Raw genomic sequence first — 19591 nt, 5'->3', positions numbered from 1 at the left:
TCATTTCGCTCACATCCGTGCCCGTGGCCCCGTGGTCATATTGCCATCAGCTATATGCTTGAACACTCACATGTATCGCGTTTCTGCCGATCGGGATGGCATCCACGATCGGACATGAGCGTGGTTTTTACGGTTCTTGCGGCGGGAGACCGATGGTGATTCCGCGCGTTCTCCTGCAGCTTGGTCGGCTGGTGCGGCGTCGACGCCTGCGCCGTGCTCCCATCATACTGATGTACCATCGCGTTGCAGATATCGCCGTCGATCCGTGGAGCCTAGCTGTCCATCCGGCGAGGTTCGACGAACAAATCGAAGCGCTGACGCGGAGCCGGCAGGTGGTGCATTTGCATGAGCTGTTTGATGTCATCGCACGGGAAAAGCCAGGCAAACCGCTTGCGGTTGTCACGTTTGACGACGGCTATCACGACGTCTACAGCAACGCTCGCCCGATCCTGCAGCGTCACGACTGCCCGATGACGCTGTTTGTTGCGACGGGAGCAATCGGAAGCGGCAGAGAATTCTGGTGGGATGCGCTCACACGCATCTGTCTTGAGACCGCTGAACTGCCTGACCAACTCGACATCACGATCGAGGGAGGCAGGCATCAATGGCTTATCCCGAAGATGGTGGAAAAGGCCGGCCGTGACAAAGTCTACCGGGAGGTGTGGTCGGCGCTCCGAACGCTGCCGTATGAGCGACAGAACGCACACGTCGAAGACATTGCGAAATGGGCGGGCGTTGGTCTCGACGCCAGGCCAGAGCACTGTATTATGACTCCCGCGGAGGTTGGTGACATCAGTGACGACCTGATCACGATCGGCGGTCATACTGTCAGTCATCCCACGCTTCCGGCCCATTCCTTCGCGACCCAGCTTCGCGAGATCGTCGACGGCCGTTCGGCCTGTGAGCAAATGACCGGAAAACGCGCCCTCTCTTTTGCATATCCATTCGGAGACCATGACGCTCTGTCGGTAACTGCCGTCAGGGAAGCGGGATTTGAGTTCGCATGCACGACGCGCGCCGGGTGCGTTGCGCCCGAGGCAGACGTGCTGCGTTTACCTCGATTGTATGTCGGCAACTGGTCAGGGGACGAATTCTTGCGAAAAATCGAGGATCATCTGCTCTGATGAACGCACAGCAGACTACTATTATCACGCCTCGACGCGGCTGGTTTGACCTCGATTTCTGGCACCTGTGGCGCTATCGCGATCTGCTGCTCCTGTTCGCGATGCGCGACATCAAAGTCCGCTACAAGCAGACCTTGCTTGGTCCGGCTTGGCTGATCCTGCAGCCCCTGGCGCTTACCGCAGCCTTGACCACCGTCATCAGCGGTATCGCGGGCATTTCAACCGGTGGCCATCCCGCGCCAATCTTTTATCTGACAGCGCTGGTGCTGTGGTCGTATTTTTCCCAAGTCGTCTCCACCGCGAGCCAAGTCTTCATTGCGAACGGTCATCTTTTCAGCAAGATCTACTTCCCGCGACTCGTCGTTCCCGTGTCGTCGCTGCTGTCGAACAGTGTGGCCCTGGCGATCCAGCTTGGCGTCGCATTGGCTTTCTTGCTCTGGTACCAGCTGACAGGAAAAGTGGACGGGTTGTCGTGGCGCCTCGCGTTCTTTCCGCTGGTGATCATCCAGATCGCGGCATTCTCGTTGGCTGTTGGGCTTTGTCTAGGAGCGTCAACCGCCAAGTACCGCGATACAGCTCATATGACTCCGTTCTTGATTCAGATCTGGCTGTTCGTGACGCCGATCATCTTTCCTTTTTCGGCTATTCCCGAGCAGTACCGGACGCTGACCGGATTTCTGAATCCGCTCGCTGTCATAATTGATGAAGGGCGCTGGTGCTTCTTCGGCACTTCGGCAGTCGGTGCGCCACAAATCGCTGCAGCGCTTGTCATGACCTCGGTCGTGCTGTTCATCGGCGTCGTGATATTTCAACGCGTCGAACGAACGGCCATGGACATGCTGTGAAGAGAAATGACAACCCTTGCGGCCCCGTAGAGAGTGAAGGTCGCCTTTCGTCGGCCGCCGCGCATTCTGCACAACGGGCACGACGCCGATGCCATTGATCTCCGTCATCACGCCTTTCCTCAATGTCGAGCGGTTTCTTCCGGCTGCGATCGAAAGCGTGCGCGCGCAAACCTTCACCGACTGGGAAATGCTTCTCATTGACGACGGATCATTCGACGGGAGCGTTGCAATTGCGGTGGCTGCAGCAACCGGCGATCCGCGAATCCGTTTCATTCGATCGAACGGCCAGCGTCGCGGCGCCGCCGCGGCGCGCAATGCCGGAATTGCGGCCGCGTCGGGCATGTTCTTCACGTTCCTGGATGGCGACGATATATTTGAGCCGGAAAAATTCGAGACGGAACTTGCAATCTTTGATGCGCATCCTCGCGCTAAGGTCCTTTACGGACCGACCCTGTGGTGGTTCCCCGATGAGCCGCACAGGAACTGGACCGACTCGATGCCACACCAATCGGGCCGTCTGCACATGCCGCCCGACCTGCTCGACCAGGTCATCGTGCGCCAGCGGGCTCATGTGCCGTGCATCTGCTCGATCATGGTTCACCACGAAGCTTTGGTAGCGGTGGGCGGCTTCGATGAGGCGTTCGAGCTCTACGAAGACCAGACCCTTCTAGTGAAGCTGCTGTTGCGCTATCCGGTATTCGTGACATCCACGCCCACCGGCCGATACAGGCAGCACCTCGATTCAACATCGGCCAAGGCGACTGCTTCCGGCATCTACGATCGACTGCGCCCGCATGCTGCTCGCATTGGTTTCCTCGAATGGGTTGAGATGCATGCGTCGACCTCGGGATTGATGACGCCGGAGTTGCAGCGAGCGCTCCGCTTCGCATTTGCGCGCTATCCGGCCCAGCGTCGGCCCCTGACACTTCGCGATAGGTTTGACCTCGCCATCGAAGCCGGACGCCGGTTCGCTCGGCGGCTGACGCCACACCGCATCCTGTCGAAGGTGTTCAGGGTGCTGACGAGAGCACGGAAGTAGTGGGCGGGACCGGTGGCGCGGATTGGATCGCGACCGAGCCTGAGATGTCTGATATTAACGATCCCGTTTTAAGTGAATGACAAGTCGCATCGCCTCGCTGGGGGCGACGTGCTAAAACTGACGAGTGTCCATCATTCTGTGCCAAAATTCTGTTTGTGAGGCCTACGGTCGCGTTCGATTTCTGGCAACGAACACCAGCCCGTTGCCTCTCTGCGACGCTAAGGAGAATTTGGCTGTTTCATGATCGCAGTCGTCATAACAACTTACAACCATACTCGCTTTCTCGAGGAAGCCATTCAGAGCTGTCTTCGTCAAAGCCGGCCGATGGATGAAATTATTGTCGTCGACGACGGATCCACCGACAATCCGGCATCGGTTGTCGAGCGTCATCCAGGCGTGAGCTTGATCAGGCAGGACAATTGCGGGCTCGCGGCCGCCCGAAACACCGGACTGGCGGCTTCCAGATCCGATTACATCACCTTTCTGGACGCGGATGATCGTCTCCTTCCGAATGCCATTGAGACGGGCGTGCGAATGCTGGTTGCGCATCCAGATGCGGTTCTCGCGTACGGAGCTCATCGCTTCATCAATGGAAGCGGTGCGATCGAGTCAGACAAGCATCACATCGCGCTTATTGAAGATCCTTATCTTCAGTTACTGCGGACGGGAAACTTCATTGCGATGCATGCGACCGTGGTTTATCGGCGGGAGAGGCTCGCGGCCATGGGCGGGTTCGACGCATCAATGCGGTCCTGCGAAGACTATGAGCTATTCTTGCGAATCGCCCGGCGCGGTTCGATCGTAACGCACGACAATGTCGTCGCCGAGTATCGCATGCACGGCGACAACATGTCGAAGAATCGATCGATGATGCTCGCTGCAGCATTGTCGGTGCTTGACAAGCAGTTGGCAGGCCCGGTTGACGACGATGTGCGTTTTGCAGTCCGCGATGGTAGGCGGTTCTGGAAGACCTACTATACCGGAGAGTTGACTACAGAGGCCTTGCGCGCGATCCGCGCCGAACCCGCCAAAGCGATTCGCATGCTGCGGCAGGCTTTGCAGATGTCGCCGCCGATCACGCTGCAAACGGCGGCATTTAGGATAAAGCGCAAGGTCGGCAGGCATGTGCGACGGCTGCTCGGAGCTTCCGGCGCCGATTGGCGGGCTCCGCGCGTCGGTTCGGTGCGGTTTGGGGATTTCGCACGCACGATGCCGATGAGCCACTCATTTGGATATGATCGCGGCAAGCCAATAGATCGGTATTATATCGAGAATTTCCTACAATTGAATGCGGCCGACATACATGGTCGCGTGCTGGAAATCGGCGACAACAGCTACACGATGCATTTTGGCGGTGCTCATGTCGTCAAGAGCGACGTGCTGCATGTTGATCCCGATGATCCAAACGCGACCATCATAGGCGACCTGTCGCAGCCCGGAGTGCTGCCGTCAAGCGCCTTCGACTGCATCATCCTCACGCAGACACTTCATCTGATCTTCGACATGTCGGCCGCGGTCGCTGCACTGGCCCAAGCACTCAAGCCCGGGGGCGTGCTGCTGCTAACTGTTCCTGGCATCACCCCGGTCGATCGCGGCGAGTGGGGCAGCACGTGGTTCTGGTCATTGACGCAGGCGGCGTTGGCGAAGTTGCTTGCGAAATCCTTCAGCACGGCGAATATGGCGCTCGAAACCCACGGCAACGTCTTTGCGGCAGTTTGTTTTCTCCAGGGACTCGCCAAGGAAGAAGTTTCTGACCAGAAGCTCGACGTCCGGGATACCGCATATCCTATCGTTGTCACGGCGCGCGTCGTGAAGGACGGGCTGACCGCGGATCAACCCGGCAGTCGAACCGCAAATGTTACGGCTTGAGATCGATGACAGAATTGCCAGCCGTTGAGGTCCGAGGACTTTCCAAGCGCTACCGGCGCGGCGCGATCGGCGTGCGCTCATTGCGTGAGGAGGTCGAACAACTGGTCGCGCGTTTGCGCTCGCGAGAAGCTGAAGCTTCCCTCAACGAATTCTTCGCCATCAAGAACATCACTTTTTCCGTTCCGACTGGCACCGTGTGCGGTATCATCGGACGCAACGGCTCGGGAAAGACAACGCTGCTCAAGGTTTTGACCTCGATCACGGCTCCGGATGAGGGCGAGGCAGTGATGCGAGGCCGGATCGGAAGCTTGCTGGAGGTGGGGGCCGGATTCCATCCGGATCTCGACGGGATCGAGAACATCTACCTCAACGGCGCGATCCTCGGCATGAGTAAGGCCGAGATCACGCGTAAGCTAGACCGGATCATCAAATTTGCCGATATCGGCAGCTTTCTCGAAACGCCGGTCAAGCGTTATTCGTCCGGCATGTATGTTCGGCTTGCCTTCGCGATCGCTGCTCATCTGGAGCCGGAGATTCTCGTCGTCGACGAGGTGCTTGCTGTCGGCGATGCTGAATTTCAAAGGAAATGTCTCGGCACGATGAAGAACGTCGCGGGTGAAGGTCGGACCGTGCTGTTCGTGAGCCACAACATGGCCATGGTCCGGCAGCATTGCACAAAAGCGATTTATCTGGACCGCGGCCTTCTGAAGGATTTTGGCGAGGCATCATCGATCATCGATGCGTACCTGTCAAACACCGCCCCGAGCAGCAACGGATCCGAGCGCGTTGGCGATGATGACCTCTGGATGCAAGTGGCTATTGTGCATCCGGGTACGCGCGAGCGCTGCAGCCAGCTCAAGTTTGGCGGCGATTACGATTTTGTGCTGAAGCTGGGCGCGAGGAATTCGTTTCACCGAAGCGTGGTTCATATCCAGATTTTTGATCAGGAAGGCAACTTGATCTCTGTGCTCGAAAGCCTCGCGGAAGGCGTTGGTCAATTTGACATCGTTGGGCAGGCAAAGGTCGTATTCAGCGTGCGATCGTTGGGGTTGTTGCCTGGCACCTATAGCGCTGGAGCGGCTCTCTATGCGTGGGGAGAGGATGACCCGGACCTCGCAAGCGAGAACTTGCTAACGTTCGACGTTGTTGCAGCAACGGTCAATGACTCCTATTGGCCATATCTGAAAGAGCACGGGATTGTGCGACTGTCGCATTCTGCCCAGTTGCATAAGGTGGATTGAAGGCGCGTGGAGAGACGTCGTGGCGAATAAATCTTCGATGTAGTTCAATCCGTCGACCGCGCGACGGCAACGCTGAAATCGCGCGCGCCCTGCAAAGACTGAAGGACAATCCGGGCTTGCGGGAACGCCTCGGTCAGGCATCGCGAAAACGCATAGAGGAAAATTTCTCGCTTGCCGCAGTGGCCGCCGCTCTCGATTGTTTGTTGACCAGGCGGTAGGGCTCTTCAGCAAAAAAAGATCGTCACAACCGGCGGCGATACCAGGCCAGCGCCGTTTCGACGATCCGGTCGATTCCCGATTGCTCAGGCGTCCAGCCGAGTTCCCGGGTCGCCTTGCCGGCCGCGGCTACAAGCGCAGGCGGGTCACCTGCCCTGCGCGGACCGTAGGCCACAGGAAGGCGCGTTCCCGAAGCCCGGCTCACCGCATCGACCAACTCGTTCACCGTCGTTCCGGTTCCGGTGCCGAGATTGTAGACGTGGACTCCCGGATCGCGCAGAAGCTTCTCCCCTGCCAGAACATGCGCACGGGCGAGATCGGTGACGTGGACATAGTCCCGCACCGCCGTTCCGTCCCTTGTGTCGAAGTCGGTGCCATTGATGGTAAAAATCCGACCCGACCTGACCGCCGCCTCGATAGCGAGCGGAATGACATGCGTTTCCGGTTCATGCCGCTCACCGACCTCGCCGTCGGGATCACATCCGGCCGCGTTGAAATACCGAAGCACAACCGCGTTGAGGCCATGGGCATCCGAAAGATTGTCCACCATTCGTTCTACGATGAATTTCGACCATCCATAGGGATTGATGGGCGACTGCGGATGCGTTTCGTCAATCGGAGAACGAATCGGAACGCCGTAAGACGCGCAGGTGCTCGACAAGATCAGCTTGTCGACGCCGATCTTCAGCATTTCCTCGAGCAAGACCAGCGTCCCAAAACTGTTATTCCGGTAGTAGAGTTCCGGGCGCTCGACGGACTCGCCGACATAGGCGTAAGCGGCGAAATGCGCCACCAAATCCGGCCGATACTGGTGCAGCGCTGCTGCCACCGCTGCGACATCGCAAATATCGCCCTCGACAAGCGGTCCCCATTTGACCGCGTCGCGCCAGCCGCGCGAGAGGTTGTCGTACGCAATGACCGACCAACCGGATTCGGCGAATGCCTTGCAACAGTGTGAGCCGATATAGCCCGCCCCGCCAGTGACCAAGACTGTTTTCATTCGGCTGCAGCGGACCGAGCATATCCCGATGAGACCAAGTCTTCGAAATAGGCAATGGTCGTGGCGAGGCCATCGCGCAATGCAATTCTTGGCTTCCAGTTGAGATCGCGCAAGGCACACCCGATATCAGGCTGTCGCTGCCTTGGGTCATCGACGGGCAAAGGTAAAAACCTGATCTTGGATCGGCTTCCGGTAAGTTCGATCACGAGATTGGCAAGTTCGAGCATCGTGAATTCGACCGGGTTGCCGAGATTGATTGGACCGGTAACATCGTCGGCCGTGTGCATCAGGCGAACCAGACCATCGATGAGATCATTGACGTAGCAAAATGAGCGTGTCTGCTGGCCGGTGCCGTACACAGTTATCGGCTTGTTTCGCAGTGCCTGCATGATGAAGTTGGAAATGACGCGGCCGTCGTCCGGACGCATCCTCGGACCGTAAGTGTTGAAGATGCGCGCTACCTTGATCCGCAGACTGTGCTGCCGCCAATAGTCGAAAAACAGGGTTTCGGCACACCGCTTGCCTTCGTCGTAACAGGAACGGGGACCTATCGGATTTACCCTGCCCCAATAGTCCTCGGTCTGCGGGTGAATCTCGGGATCGCCGTAGACTTCAGACGTGGACGCCTGAAGGATCTTTGCGCGAACCCGCTTGGCGAGCCCCAGCATATTGATCGCCCCATGGACGTTGGTCTTTGTCGTCTGGACCGGATCGAACTGATAGTGAACCGGGCTTGCCGGGCAAGCAAGGTTGTATATTTCATCAACTTCTATGTAGAGCGGAAATGTCACGTCGTGGCGAATGATCTCAAAGGATCTGTTGTCGAGCAAATGCGAGACGTTTCTCCGACTTCCTGTGAAGAAATTGTCGACGCATACAACCTCGTGGCCTTCAGCAAGCAACCGCTCGCATAAGAACGATCCCAGAAAACCTGCGCCCCCCGTCACCAAGACTCGCTTTGCCTGCTGCATTTTAGGGATCCTCACGCCAGTTCTTCACGCAATCGAATGCGCAAAGCCCTGAGGCGAGGATAGGAAAAAAATGCTGCGCAGCAAACACAAAATGTTAACGCACTTGAAATAGGCGCGTGAGGTGTGGCGCAAAAATACGCGAAAAAACCGTTCATTCACCCGTTTTGACGGTTTTCGTCCGAACGTCGGCTTGCCGGCAATCGGCATTTGGACGTGAACGCGCTGCGCCGCAGCATGATCGATTGCTAATTAAGGGAGATGGGTCCTGCACAGTCTTGACCCGGCTCTATCACCGCCGATGAACGCCACGCGACTGGGGGTCAAAAGCTGACATATGCGATGTCCACTTTCGACCCCCTGCATCCTCTCTCCGCCGTGCTACGCCGGTTGCAACTCCCTGCGCGGCAGCCGCGGGAAGGCGATCGCCACCGCAACCGCGCCGAGCCCGACCAGGGCCGAGCCGATGAACAGCCAGGAATAGCTGGCATAGGCATCGAACACCATGCCGCCGGCGAGCGGGCCGAAGGCCATGCCGATGCTGGACAGCATGGTCACAGCACCAAACACCGTGCCGAGGATGCGCTGGCCGAAATATTCGCGCGCCAGCACCGCATAGAGCGGCATCACGCCGCCATAGGTGGCGCCGAAGATGACGGCGAGCGTGTAGAATTGACCAAGCTCACTGACGGCGAGATAGGCTGCGATGACCACGGACTGTATCGCCAGACCGGTAATCAGCACCGGCTTGACCCCCAGCCGGTCGGCGAGCACGCCGTATAGAAGCCTGCCGCCCAGGCCCGCCAGGCCCTCGATGCTGTAGATGCTGACCGCCGCCATCGGCGCTATGCCGCACAGCATCGCATAGCTCACCATGTGGAAGATTGGCCCGGAATGCGCCGCACAGCAGGCAAAGAAGGTCAGTGCCAGAACGATGAATTGCGGCGAGCGCAGCGCCTGCGGAACCGACATGCCTGTATCGTCGGCGGCAAGAGCGGAGGCAGCGTCACTAGCGACAGGCTTGGGCGGCTGACGCACCAGCAATGCGGCCGGCACCAGCAGCGCCCACGCCGCGACGCCGATGACAAACATGGCGGTGCGCCAGTCATAGGCCGAGATCAGCCAGCGCGCGAAGGGCGAGATCGTCATGGGTGCCACGCCCATGCCGGCCGAAACCAGCGAAACGGCAAGGGAGCGGTTCTTGTCAAACCAGGCCGTGGTCAGCGCGATCATCGGCGCAAAGAAGGCGCTTGCCGCGAGGCCGACGAGCACGCCATAGGTGATCTGGAAGACAAGCAGCGAGCCGGTGCGGCTGGCCAGTGCCAACGCCAGCCCGAGCAGCACCGCACCTGTCATCACGACAATGCGAGCGCCGTAGCGATCGTAAATGGCGCCCCAGGCGAAGCCGCCGAGGCCCATTACCAGGAAGTTCAGCGTCATCGCGCTCGATATGCCGGCGCGCGACCAATCTGTGTCGAGCGCCATCGGTTCGAGGAAGATCGCCAGCGAAAACATCGCCCCGAGGGCGACACAGGTCATCAGGGCGCCAGCCGCGACGATGACCCAACGATAGGAAATGCGCATATTTTGCTCCCGAGATCGTTTGGACACGGCGCGACTTCTTTCGAGCTTCGTCACACCGCTTGCGTCCGAAGGACGATGGCGACATTTCGAATCCTACAATCCGGTTGCATTTTTTATCCAGTCAGGAAATCGCGCCACTCAATTGCTCCATTGCATTGACCGTGCACCGCCCTGAGCTAGATTTCCAACCTGGCGATCAGGAGCTAACAGGCATGGAACTTCATCGCGGCCGTCTCATCGACCACGTCCAGCTGGTGGTCAGGGATCTCAAGGCCAGCCGCCGCTTCTACGAGGCGGTTTTCAAGGTGCTCGATGTTCCCATCGGCGGCACCGCCGAGGATTATTTCTGGGCCGACGAGCTGTTCGTCTCCAGCATCGACAGCCGGGCGGCCAGCGGACAACTAACGGGGCGCCACCACCTTGCCTTCCAGGCAAAGGACCGCGCGATGGTCGACGCCTTCTATAAGGCCGGCCTCGACGGCGGCGGCACGGACAATGGCGTACCGGGCGAGCGGCAGCATTACCATCCCGGTTACTATGCCGCCTTCCTGCTCGATCCCGACGGCAACAACATCGAGGCCGTATTTCACGGGCCAGCCAACCGCAGTACCGCTTCGGTGAAGATTACGTTCTGATGACCGGGTGACCCGGGCAATATCTTGCTTGCGACGGCGTCGGATCGACTGCGTGTGCCATCCCGCCCGCCCTATCGCGTCAGCGCCGCCATCTGGTTCGCCAGGAAATCGACGAACAGCCGGGCGCGGATCGGTAGCTGTCGCCCATACGCATGGACGATGTGCACCGGCATGGTCGGCATCGCCACCTCGGGCAGGATGCGGACCAGGCGGCCGGTGTCGAGATCGTCCTGCACGGCAAACTGCATCAGATGCGCGATGCCGGCTCCGGCAAGCGCCGCTTGCCGGATGGCGCCGCCGTCATCGGTATCGAGCCGCCCGTTCGGCACGATTGTCGTGCCGTCGGCGAAGGTGACCGGATAAGGCCGGCCGGCCATCTGATAGCGGATGAAGTCGTGGCTCTGCAACGCCTCGATCGAGGCCGGCCGGCCACGCTGTTCGACATAGGCCGGCGAGGCCACCAGCACGATCGGCAGATTGGCGATCTTGCGCGCGATGAGCCCGGTGTCCGACAGCGCCCCCATGCGCACCGCGACGTCATAGCCTTCGCGGATTAGGTCGGCGTGGCGGTCGGTAACGCTGAGTTCCAGTTTCACCTCGCTGTGCTGAGCCAGGAACGCTCGCGCCCAAGAGGCGATCAGGCCGCGCCCGAGTTCCACGGATGCCGTGACGCGCAACAGGCCGCGCGCTGTATCGGCCATCTGGACGATGTCCTCGGCATCATCGAGCGCTCTGAGCAAAGGCGCGATCCGCTCGTAATAGGCGAGGCCTTCGCTGGTCAGGCCCAGCCGGCGCGTCGAGCGCTGGATCAGCCTGACGCCCAGCCGGCGCTCGAGCCGCGCCACGCTCTTCGACACCGCCGAGGGGCTGGAGCCGACCAGCCGGCTGGCGGCATGGAACGAGCCCGCATCGACCGTGCGCACGAAGGCGACGAGACCGGCGGTCTTTTCGAGGATGGTGGTCATTCAAGAATTCCAGGCACGAAAGAACCGATCGAGGCTATCCTAATACGCTATCCGATCACTATTAAATACCGCTCATCATTAGCAAAGGAGAAATTTGATGAGCAAGCTGAACGGCAAGGTCGCCATCGTCACCGGCGCCTCCAAGGGTATCGGCGCCGGCATCGCCAAGGGCCTTGCAGCGGCCGGTGCCGCCGTCGTCGTCAACTATGCCTCGTCGCGGGAAGGCGCCGACCGCGTCGTTGCCGCGATCAAGGACGCAGGCGGCCGAGCCGTCGCCGTCCACGGTGATGTGTCGCAAGCGGCTGACGTGCGCCGCCTGTTCGAGGCGGCCAAATCGTCGTTCGGCGCGGTGGACATACTGGTCAACAATGCCGGCGTGTTCGCGTTCGAACCGCTGGAAGCCGTGACCGAGGCCGAGTTCCACCGCGAGTTCGACACCAATGTACTGGGCACCATCCTGGCCATCCGGGAAGCGGTGAACCATTTCGGCACCAGAGGCGGCAGCGTGATCAACATCAGCTCGGTCGCCAGCCTCAACCCGCAGCCGAACTCGCTGGTCTACGCCGCCACCAAGGGCGCGGTGGATTCGATCACGCTGTCCATGTCGCGGGAGCTCGGCGCCCGCAACATCCGCGTCAACGCCATCGCCCCGGGCGGTGTCGACACCGAAGGCCTGAAGCGGATTGGCATCGTCGGCAGCGAGTTCGAGAAGCAGGTCATCGCCATGACCCCGCTCGGCCGCTTCGGACAGCCCGACGACATCGCCCGCATCGCAGTGTTCCTCGCCTCCGACGAGGCATCGTGGCTGACCGGCGAGCGCATCACCGCCTCGGGCGGTTGGCGGTAGGGATAGAGGGCGCGGCCGCCGTTTCACGGACCATGCCCCACGCAGCGCGACGTCGATAAAACACTGCAATCGATGACGGGAGCGATCTAAGACCTATGTTGCGTCGAGGGAGGCGCGCCGTGCGGTATCGATGACGGCGAGAAGCCAGGGAGATAACGGATGACGGACGACGAAAGGGCAATCCGAAAGCTGGTCGAGACGTGGATGGATGCGAGCAAGCGTGGAGACACCGCGACCGTCCTCAGCTTGATGACGGACGACGCGATCTTCATGGTTCCCGGCCGGGAGCCCTTCGACAAGGAGATCTTCGCGGCGGCCGCGCAGGAGATGGCCGGCGTTCATGTCGACGGCACGAACGAGATCGTTGAACTACAGCTTCTCGGCGACTGGGCCTTCATGCGCGGTCGTATCGATATGACCGCGACGCCGCCGAACGGGAAGCCGGTGCGTCAATCGGGATATACGCTGACGCTCCTGCGCAAGGAGGCTGACGGTGAGTGGCGGCTGGCCCGCGACGCGAACCTGCTGACCGCGCAAGGCTAGAGCCGGTCTCCGGCATCTCTGCGCCGGACGCGCGCCAGGGGAAGCGATAAGATGGCAAAGATGCGACGCAGGTCGCCCTGAACAGCATTCCCCTCCTCCACCTGATCACACCGGCAAGAGGGCGTTCGGCTTGACATCGGCGATGGAGGCGAAAGTGTGCGTTTCGCGCACGCCGGGCAGTGGCAGGATGACCCGCTGCAGGAAATCCTGGAACACCGCCATATCGGCGATCCGCGCCTTGACCAGATAATCGAAACCGCCAACCACCATGTGGCACTCCAGAACCTCCGGAGCTTTCGCCACGGCTTCGGCGAAGCGGTCAAAGACGTGCGGCGCCGTGTGATCAAGCCGGACCTCGATGAACATCAGCGTTCCCCGGCCGACCTTGCGCGGATCGAGCATGGCCCGGACCGCGGTGATGAACCCGTCGCGGAACAGGCGCTTCACCCGCTGGCTGGTTCCGGTCGGCGACAGCCCGACACGCCCGGCAAGATCAAGCGTCGTCCGGCGCCCGTCCTCCTGCAGCAGCCGGAGCAGGCTGCGGTCTATCTGGTCGAGGTCGCCCATTTCACAATCCACGCTATTTCAGGGATTTGTGTGCCGATTTCACGCAGACTGGTCAAAATCAACGTATTTCATCACATGAAACCTCGCAATAGCCTGCGCTTCCCTCACCCGCTCAAAGCAAATGTGGTGAGCCGATTTCGACGAACACAGGGGTGCAGGATGACCAAGGAAGCGTTCAGCCCAGCCGGCAAGAGTGCGGCGGAAATCAGCAAGGGAGTGACCGAGATCCTGGTGCTGAGCGAAGCCGACGTGATGACGTGCATCGACCTCAGCCAGCTTCTCGATGTTCTGGAAGACGGCTTCAAGGCGCTGTCACAAGGCAAGGTCGTCAATCCACCCCGACCACAACTCGACATCCCCGGGGCCGGCTACAGCCTCGCCATGCCGGCCTGGATGGAGGGCATGAACCTGACCGTCAAGATCGTCAACGTCTTCGAAGGCAACCTGGCAATCGGCCTGCCCAGCCACCTCGCCACCATCAGCCTGTTCGATCCGCTATCCGGCCTGCCGGTCTGCATCATGGACGGCACCTTCATAACCGCGGTGCGAACCTCCGGCTCCGCCGTGCTGTCGGTGCGCGCGCTTGCGCGCCGGGATGCCAGGATAGCGACGGTGGTCGGCGCCGGCGTGCAGGCCAACCAGCACCTGCATCTGTTGCCGCTGGTGCGCGACTTTGCCGAAATCCGCGTCACCTCGAAGAGCTTCGACGATGCAGCAGCGCTTGCCCGGCTGCATCCGTCGGTGGTGGCGGTCGCCGACCTCGAGGCGGCGGTGCGCAGTTCCGACGTGGTGTGCCTGGCGACCCACTCCTACCAGCCGGTGATCGACGCAGGCTGGGTCCAGCCGGGCACGCATGTCTCGTCGGTCGGGGTGGCGCCGCCCGGCGGAGAAATGCCGATCGAGCTCATCGGCAAATCCAGTCTTTTTGTCGAAACCAAGGATGCGTTCAAACCGACCCCGGTCGGTTCTTGCGAGCTTGCCGGCTTCGACCCGGATTTCGGCACCGAGCTTGGCGCCATGCTGCTCGACCGCGCGCCGGGTCGCGTTTCGAATCAACAGATCACCACCTACAAGGCGATGGGCATTGCGATGGAAGACATGGTCGCCGCCGATCTCGCCTATCGTTGCGCCAAGCGTCTGCGCACGGGAAAGCTTTTCGTGCTGTAGGCGCGTGCCGCGAGCCAGACGGGATCGACGTTGCTGACAATGGCGCTTTCGCGGAAGCGGCCGGGCTAAAGGCCGGCGCCCTCAGGCCGGCTCGCGCTTCAGCGCCTGTGCCATGCAGTGGATGCCGCCGCCGGTCTTCGAGATCTCGCTCATGTCGACCGCCGCGACGTCGAAGCCGCGCGCCTTGAGCTGGCCGATCAGCGTCTGGCTCGAGGTCGGCGCGATCACCCGGTCCTTGCCCAGCGACATGAAGTTGCAGCCGAGCGCCATCGTGTCCTGGAACGGCACGTCGATGATCTCGTGGCCCTTGCCCTTCAGCCAGTCGACGATGCCCGGCTCGGTGCAGGCGAGGCAGACGGCGGTCAGTTTCTCGGCGATCGGCACCACCATCAGATCGATATGGACATAATATTCGTCGATGAAGGCGATGCGGGTCTCCCAGCCCTCCTTGTCGAACCAGGCCTGGACCTGGCGGGCGCCCTCCTCCTGGGTGCGGGCGCCGCCGCAGCCGATCAGCACCACGCCGTCCTCGATGACGTTGAAATCGCCGCCCTCGAAGGTGCCTGCGGTGATCATGTCGTAGATCGGGATACCGAGCTTCTCATAGGTGCGGATCGCCGCATAGTTCTCGCCGCGCCGCCACCATTGGGACATGGCGGTGATAATGGCGCCATACGGCGTCATGACGCTGGAATCGCGCGAATAGACCTGCATCGGCAATTCCGGCGTCGGCTCGTGCCAGTGGATGTTGACGCCGAAATGCTCGTAGGCGGCGACCAGATCCTTGTGCTGCGCCTGCGCGATCTGGATGTTGCACGGCGCCTCGCGCAAATGCTTGCGCGACAGCGAGCTGGTCGAGAGGTGGCGCAGGAAATTCGGCGAACCGAGCAGCACGTCGGTCAGGACGTCGGTCTCGTTGGCGAAGCCCCAGACGGTCAGCGGCTTGGTGCCACCGGCCGGATTGCGGCGCTGCAGTGAAAACGGCTCGGTGACGATGCGATCATGGACGGTCATGGGGTTCTCCTGGCTTGAATGATCACGCGGCTTGATTGCTTGGTATCCACCAGTCCCTTCCGCGCGGGGTGGTGACATATTCCGGCCAGCGGAAATGGATCGGCGGTTCGTAGTCGCAGAGCGGCGCGAGCCAATTGCTGCCACCAATGCCGCCGCCGGTGCGGCTGACGAATTCGTCCATCGCGGCTTCGCGGGCGGCCTTGTCTTCCAGCAGGCGAAGTGCCGCCAGGGCGATCGTCTTCGCGGTGCAGGTAACCATCGGATCGATGGTGGCTGAAATGCCGCCCAGCGCGTTCATCGCCCAGGACGGATACGCCTGGCCGTTCTCGGACCGCAGCGCCGGCCGGGCGACATAGAACCGCGCCGTTGGCGCGTGCCACGACATGTCGGTGTAATCGTCGGAGGTCGAATTGAGTTGCGATGGCGGCAGGTCGCGGCGCAGCAACGCCTCCGCCTCCTCAGGCGCGATCAGTTGCTCCAACTCGGCGATAAACGGCTCATCGGTCGCCGCGCCGCCGGCATTGACCTGGATTTCGCGCGCGATCGTCTTGGCCGTCTCGTCCCAGCGCGGCGGCCCGACCTTCGACAGCGCCTCGTAGGCAATCATTGCCATGGCGTGGTTAGCCAGCCCCGGCCGCGACTTCGACACCCAGTGCCGCTCGTAGCGGCAGCCGCTCATTTTCGCGGCGGCTTCGGCATTGCGGTCGAGCACGGCGGTCACCTGCTCGGCCATGGCAAGCGTCGGCACGCGGATCATGTACTGGATCTCGGCCAGACCCGCCGGCAGATTGTCGGCGGTCGCCTGCCCTGCCGTCAGGACCGCTTCGCTGATCGACCAGCCGCCCTGATGCGGCAGCATGGAATCGCGCAGCGCCTTGGAGGCCATGTACATCATCATGAGCGCGTCGTTGGCGCCGGGCGCCCTCACCGCCGAATGCGCCTGCGGAATCGGCGCGCCATCGCATGCGCGAACCCAATTTTCGGGTTCGTCGCACACAAAGCGGTAGATCATCGCGTAGGCCGCTCCGCAATGTGTGTCCCAGCGCGCCGTGTTGCAGAGCGGCAGCATGTAGAAGGGATGGAAGGAGATCATGCCGGCGAGCCCATCATAGTAGCCCTTTGCCGCATGGATCGGCTTCGATCCTCGCACTTTCTCCGCCGGCTCGCCGGTGAAACGCAGCGTGCCCGATATGCCGTGGCGCTGCATCGCCGCCTTGGCCGCCAGCAGACCGCCGAGGCTGGCAATGCCCAGCCCCGAATGCGGATCGGTGTGGCCGCCGGCCTCAGCGCCTAGACCCGGACGCGGTCGCTTGACGGTCGCCGCATCCTGGCAATTGCCGGGTACCGCGTCATACTCGGCATACATGCCGATGGTCGGCCCGGCGCCGTTGGTCCAGTGGGCGCAGAAGGCGGTGGGCATGCCGCCGGAGCCTTCCTCGACCGAAAAGCCCTCGTGCTTCAGATGCTCGACATACCAGGCGGCCGACTGGTATTCGCGCCAGGCGGTCTCGCCGAAATCGAAGATCGTCCGCGTCCACGCCGACAGCGACGGCTGGATATCGTCGAGACAGGCAAGCGCGGTTGCTTGGGCCGAGGTGGTCACCGGTTCCTCCATGGGTGAAAGAAAGCAGTGAAGCGCCTCGCCAAAAAGTGATATGTTTTCCCGGCTCATGCAAATTCGGTTCACCTCTTGAGAATTCCATCGACGCAGGCGCTGCGCGCCCTCGACAGTTTTGCCCGCCACGGCAGCGTCTGGCGCGCCGCGGACGAACTGCATCTGACCCGCAGCGCCGTCAGCCATCAGCTTCGCCTGCTCGAACGCGATCTCGGCTTCGATCTGCTCGAGCGAATCGGCAAGGGCGTGGCGTTGACGCCGCGCGGCCAACGCTATGCCAGTGACGTGCGCAAGGCGCTGACGGTGCTGGGCGATGCGGTAACGGGCCATGCCGGCACCGGCGTCGGCGGCTCGTTCAGCGTCAGCTGCACGCCGGGCTTCGCCTCGCTGTTCCTGTGTACTCACATTGGCGAATTCCGGCAGATGTACCCCGATGTCGCGCTGCGTATCCTGACGCCGCGGCGGCTGGACGATGTCAGCAATGCCGAAGCCGACGCCTTCATCGCCTTCGGCGTCGGCAACTGGCCGAACCGCTCCGTCGAGCTGTTGTGCGAAATCTCGTTCACGCCGCTGTGCAGCCCGACCCTGCTCAACAAGATCGGCGGCTTTTCCAAGCCCGCCGACGTGCTGCGCGCCAATCTCCTGCATCTCGGCGACACCGAGGACTGGGGGCGCTGGCTGGCGCTGTCGAAGGTCGAGAATCCCGACATCGAGGGCGGCATCTTCTTTTCCGACATGAACCTGGTCTTTTCGGCGGCGATCGCCGGCCAAGGCATCGCCATGGGCGACGAGCTGACCAGCCGCCGGGCGCTGAGCGAAGGCCGGCTGGTCCGCCCGTTCGACATCGCGATCAGTTCGCCGCGCTCCTATTTTCTCGTTTCCGAACATGCCAAGGCGGCGCATCCGGTGCTGAATGTTTTCAGTGCATGGTTGCGGTCGAAGCTGTCGGAGAACCAGCGTTAATCTCCCCCCTTGAGGGGGAGATGGCCGCGAAGCGGCCAGAGGGGGTCGCTTCGGCTGGGCTCGGCCCGGTCTGCTTTCAAAGAAAGAGGAAGTCGCCACTCCACGCGAGACGACCCCCTCTGTCGCCTTTGGCGACATCTCCCCCTCGAGGGGGGGAGATTGGCGCCATAGATGAATCAAATTTGCCGGTCAGGCGAAAACTATTCGGTTGCGGTGAGCCGCCGCCCTGCCTACGATTTCAATCAGCATTGAGGACAAAGGCAGGATGCAGCAACCCGGCCGTGCCGCAGAGATCAAGGCAATCGGGATCGGCAAGAGCTTCGGCTCGTTCCGTGCGCTGGACGACCTGACGCTCGATATCGGCCGCGGCGAGTTCCTGACCCTGCTCGGGCCGTCAGGTTCGGGCAAGACCACCTTCCTGATGATCCTTGCCGGTTTCGTGCAGCCGACCGACGGTCGCCTGTTCAGCGACGGCGTCGACATCACCGAGCGGCCGGCCGAGCAGCGCGCCGCCGGCATGGTTTTCCAGGGCTACGCCCTTTTCCCGCATATGAGCGTCGAGGCCAACATCGCCTTCCCGCTCAAGGTGCGCAAGAAATCGGCGGCCGACATCAAGCGACGCATCAGTGAGATGATCGAGCGCGTCGGGCTGAAGGGTCACGAGAAGAAACTGCCGTCGCAATTGTCCGGCGGCCAGCAGCAGCGCGTCGCGCTGGCGCGTGCCTTGGTGTTCGAGCCGGGCGTGCTTTTGCTCGACGAGCCGTTCTCGGCGCTCGACAAGGGCCTGCGCGGCCAGATGCAGGCCGAGATGAAGCGGCTGCACCAGGAAACCGGCACCACCTTCGTCTTCGTCACCCATGACCAGAGCGAGGCGCTGGCGCTGTCGTCGCGCGTCGCCATCTTCAACCACGGCAAGTTGCTGCAGGTCGGCGCGCCTGACGAGGTCTACGACCGGCCGGCCAACCGCTTCGTCGCCGAGTTCCTCGGCGAGATCAACATGCTGCCGCTGAAGGACGTGCGCAATGCCGACAACGGCGCCACCGGCCTGTGCGAAGACCGCACCATCACGCTACGCGGCAATGCAAGCGCCGTCGGCAGCAACGCCATCCTGGCGATCCGGCCCGAATACATGTCGATCGCGCCCGAAGCGACAGCCGGCGAGAACGGCATCGCCGCGACTGCGGTCGCCTCGACCTATCTCGGCGCTGCGACACGGCTCGATCTCACGACGCGCCAGGGTGCCAAGGTGACGGTCTCGGTGCCGAACGAGGTCGCCGCTTCGGCACTCGGCAAGGGCAATTCCGTGTGGCTGACATGGCCGGCGGAAAAAGGTTTCCTCCTTCCGGATGGAGGACAATGACGATCGGTGTGGCGAAGCTGAAATCGCCA

At 61.6% G+C, this 19591-nt stretch carries 18 protein-coding genes; 11 read left to right on the top strand and 7 right to left on the bottom strand.

The window, feature by feature from the left end; translation table 11 throughout:
• The first annotated feature begins 152 nt into the window (after positions 1-152).
• The 5 genes from AC0L3L_RS24810 (at position 153) to AC0L3L_RS24790 (ending at position 6118) form a co-directional block, all read left to right on the top strand.
• A complete protein-coding gene (locus AC0L3L_RS24810) occupies positions 153-1124 on the top strand; it encodes a polysaccharide deacetylase family protein (protein WP_473639485.1) in 972 nt (323 codons plus the stop codon).
• Complete coding sequence (locus tag AC0L3L_RS24805; RefSeq protein WP_473487523.1) at positions 1124-1969, top strand: ABC transporter permease; 846 nt, start codon at positions 1124-1126, stop codon at positions 1967-1969. Before AC0L3L_RS24810 ends, AC0L3L_RS24805 begins: the two co-directional genes overlap by 1 nt.
• An 88-nt stretch (positions 1970-2057) precedes the next feature.
• The gene (locus AC0L3L_RS24800) at positions 2058-3008 is read left to right on the top strand and encodes a glycosyltransferase family 2 protein (RefSeq protein ID WP_473487522.1); all 951 of its coding nucleotides are present in this window, start codon (positions 2058-2060) and stop codon (positions 3006-3008) included.
• Between the two features lie 240 nt (positions 3009-3248).
• Entirely contained in the window at positions 3249-4877 is a 1629-nt protein-coding gene (locus AC0L3L_RS24795) for a glycosyltransferase family 2 protein (protein WP_473639483.1), read from the top strand.
• Between the two features lie 5 nt (positions 4878-4882).
• A complete protein-coding gene (locus tag AC0L3L_RS24790) occupies positions 4883-6118 on the top strand; it encodes an ABC transporter ATP-binding protein (RefSeq protein WP_473639481.1) in 1236 nt (411 codons plus the stop codon).
• 241 nt (positions 6119-6359) lie between these two features.
• Here AC0L3L_RS24790 and galE read toward each other — a convergent pair whose 3' ends face one another.
• The 3 genes from galE to AC0L3L_RS24775 form a co-directional block, all read right to left on the bottom strand.
• Positions 6360-7334, bottom strand: coding sequence for a UDP-glucose 4-epimerase GalE (gene galE / locus AC0L3L_RS24785; RefSeq protein WP_473639479.1), 975 nt, complete (start codon positions 7332-7334; stop codon positions 6360-6362).
• Positions 7331-8305, bottom strand: coding sequence for a UDP-glucuronic acid decarboxylase family protein (locus tag AC0L3L_RS24780; protein WP_473487518.1), 975 nt, complete (start codon positions 8303-8305; stop codon positions 7331-7333). The genes galE and AC0L3L_RS24780 overlap by 4 nt, the downstream gene beginning before the upstream one ends.
• 378 nt (positions 8306-8683) lie before the next feature.
• Positions 8684-9886 (bottom strand): MFS transporter, encoded by a 1203-nt coding sequence (locus tag AC0L3L_RS24775; RefSeq protein WP_473639477.1) that lies wholly within the window; start codon positions 9884-9886, stop codon positions 8684-8686.
• Positions 9887-10098: 212 nt separating this feature from the next.
• Here AC0L3L_RS24775 and AC0L3L_RS24770 point away from each other — a divergent pair, with 212 nt between their 5' ends.
• The gene (locus AC0L3L_RS24770) at positions 10099-10521 is read left to right on the top strand and encodes a VOC family protein (RefSeq protein ID WP_473639475.1); all 423 of its coding nucleotides are present in this window, start codon (positions 10099-10101) and stop codon (positions 10519-10521) included.
• A gap of 71 nt (positions 10522-10592) precedes the next feature.
• On the opposite strand, the gene AC0L3L_RS24765 is transcribed toward AC0L3L_RS24770, so the two are convergent.
• Positions 10593-11486 carry a LysR family transcriptional regulator gene (locus tag AC0L3L_RS24765; protein WP_473639473.1) on the bottom strand — a complete coding sequence of 298 codons (894 nt, stop codon included), beginning with the start codon at positions 11484-11486 and terminating at the stop codon, positions 10593-10595.
• Positions 11487-11583: 97 nt separating this feature from the next.
• Here AC0L3L_RS24765 and AC0L3L_RS24760 point away from each other — a divergent pair, with 97 nt between their 5' ends.
• Together AC0L3L_RS24760 and AC0L3L_RS24755 are read left to right on the top strand one after the other, a co-directional pair.
• Complete coding sequence (locus AC0L3L_RS24760; RefSeq protein ID WP_473639471.1) at positions 11584-12333, top strand: SDR family NAD(P)-dependent oxidoreductase; 750 nt, start codon at positions 11584-11586, stop codon at positions 12331-12333.
• A 159-nt stretch (positions 12334-12492) separates the two neighbouring features.
• Positions 12493-12876, top strand: coding sequence for a YybH family protein (locus tag AC0L3L_RS24755; RefSeq protein ID WP_135935352.1), 384 nt, complete (start codon positions 12493-12495; stop codon positions 12874-12876).
• A 105-nt stretch (positions 12877-12981) separates the two neighbouring features.
• Here the strand turns inward: AC0L3L_RS24755 and AC0L3L_RS24750 are convergent, their stop codons facing one another.
• Positions 12982-13443 carry an Lrp/AsnC family transcriptional regulator gene (locus AC0L3L_RS24750; RefSeq protein WP_473639469.1) on the bottom strand — a complete coding sequence of 154 codons (462 nt, stop codon included), beginning with the start codon at positions 13441-13443 and terminating at the stop codon, positions 12982-12984.
• 159 nt (positions 13444-13602) lie between these two features.
• On the opposite strand from AC0L3L_RS24750, the gene AC0L3L_RS24745 reads away from it, so the two are divergent.
• Positions 13603-14610: an ornithine cyclodeaminase family protein gene (locus AC0L3L_RS24745; RefSeq protein WP_473639467.1), complete on the top strand. Its 1008-nt coding sequence runs from the start codon at positions 13603-13605 to the stop codon at positions 14608-14610.
• 81 nt (positions 14611-14691) lie between these two features.
• Here AC0L3L_RS24745 and AC0L3L_RS24740 read toward each other — a convergent pair whose 3' ends face one another.
• Both AC0L3L_RS24740 and AC0L3L_RS24735 read right to left on the bottom strand, forming a co-directional pair.
• Entirely contained in the window at positions 14692-15624 is a 933-nt protein-coding gene (locus tag AC0L3L_RS24740; protein ID WP_473639465.1) for a dimethylarginine dimethylaminohydrolase family protein, read from the bottom strand.
• A gap of 22 nt (positions 15625-15646) precedes the next feature.
• On the bottom strand, positions 15647-17239 hold the full coding sequence (locus AC0L3L_RS24735; RefSeq protein ID WP_473639566.1) for a zinc-binding metallopeptidase family protein: 1593 nt from the start codon (positions 17237-17239) through the stop codon (positions 15647-15649).
• Between the two features lie 75 nt (positions 17240-17314).
• On the opposite strand from AC0L3L_RS24735, the gene AC0L3L_RS24730 reads away from it, so the two are divergent.
• Positions 17315-18202 (top strand): LysR substrate-binding domain-containing protein, encoded by an 888-nt coding sequence (locus AC0L3L_RS24730; RefSeq protein WP_473639463.1) that lies wholly within the window; start codon positions 17315-17317, stop codon positions 18200-18202.
• A 265-nt stretch (positions 18203-18467) separates the two neighbouring features.
• Positions 18468-19562: an ABC transporter ATP-binding protein gene (locus AC0L3L_RS24725; RefSeq protein ID WP_473547825.1), complete on the top strand. Its 1095-nt coding sequence runs from the start codon at positions 18468-18470 to the stop codon at positions 19560-19562.
• Positions 19563-19591: the final 29 nt, after the last annotated feature.

The organism is Mesorhizobium sp. WSM4849 (genome assembly GCF_055811385.1).
This window is presented reverse-complemented; position numbering and strand designations above follow the sequence as displayed.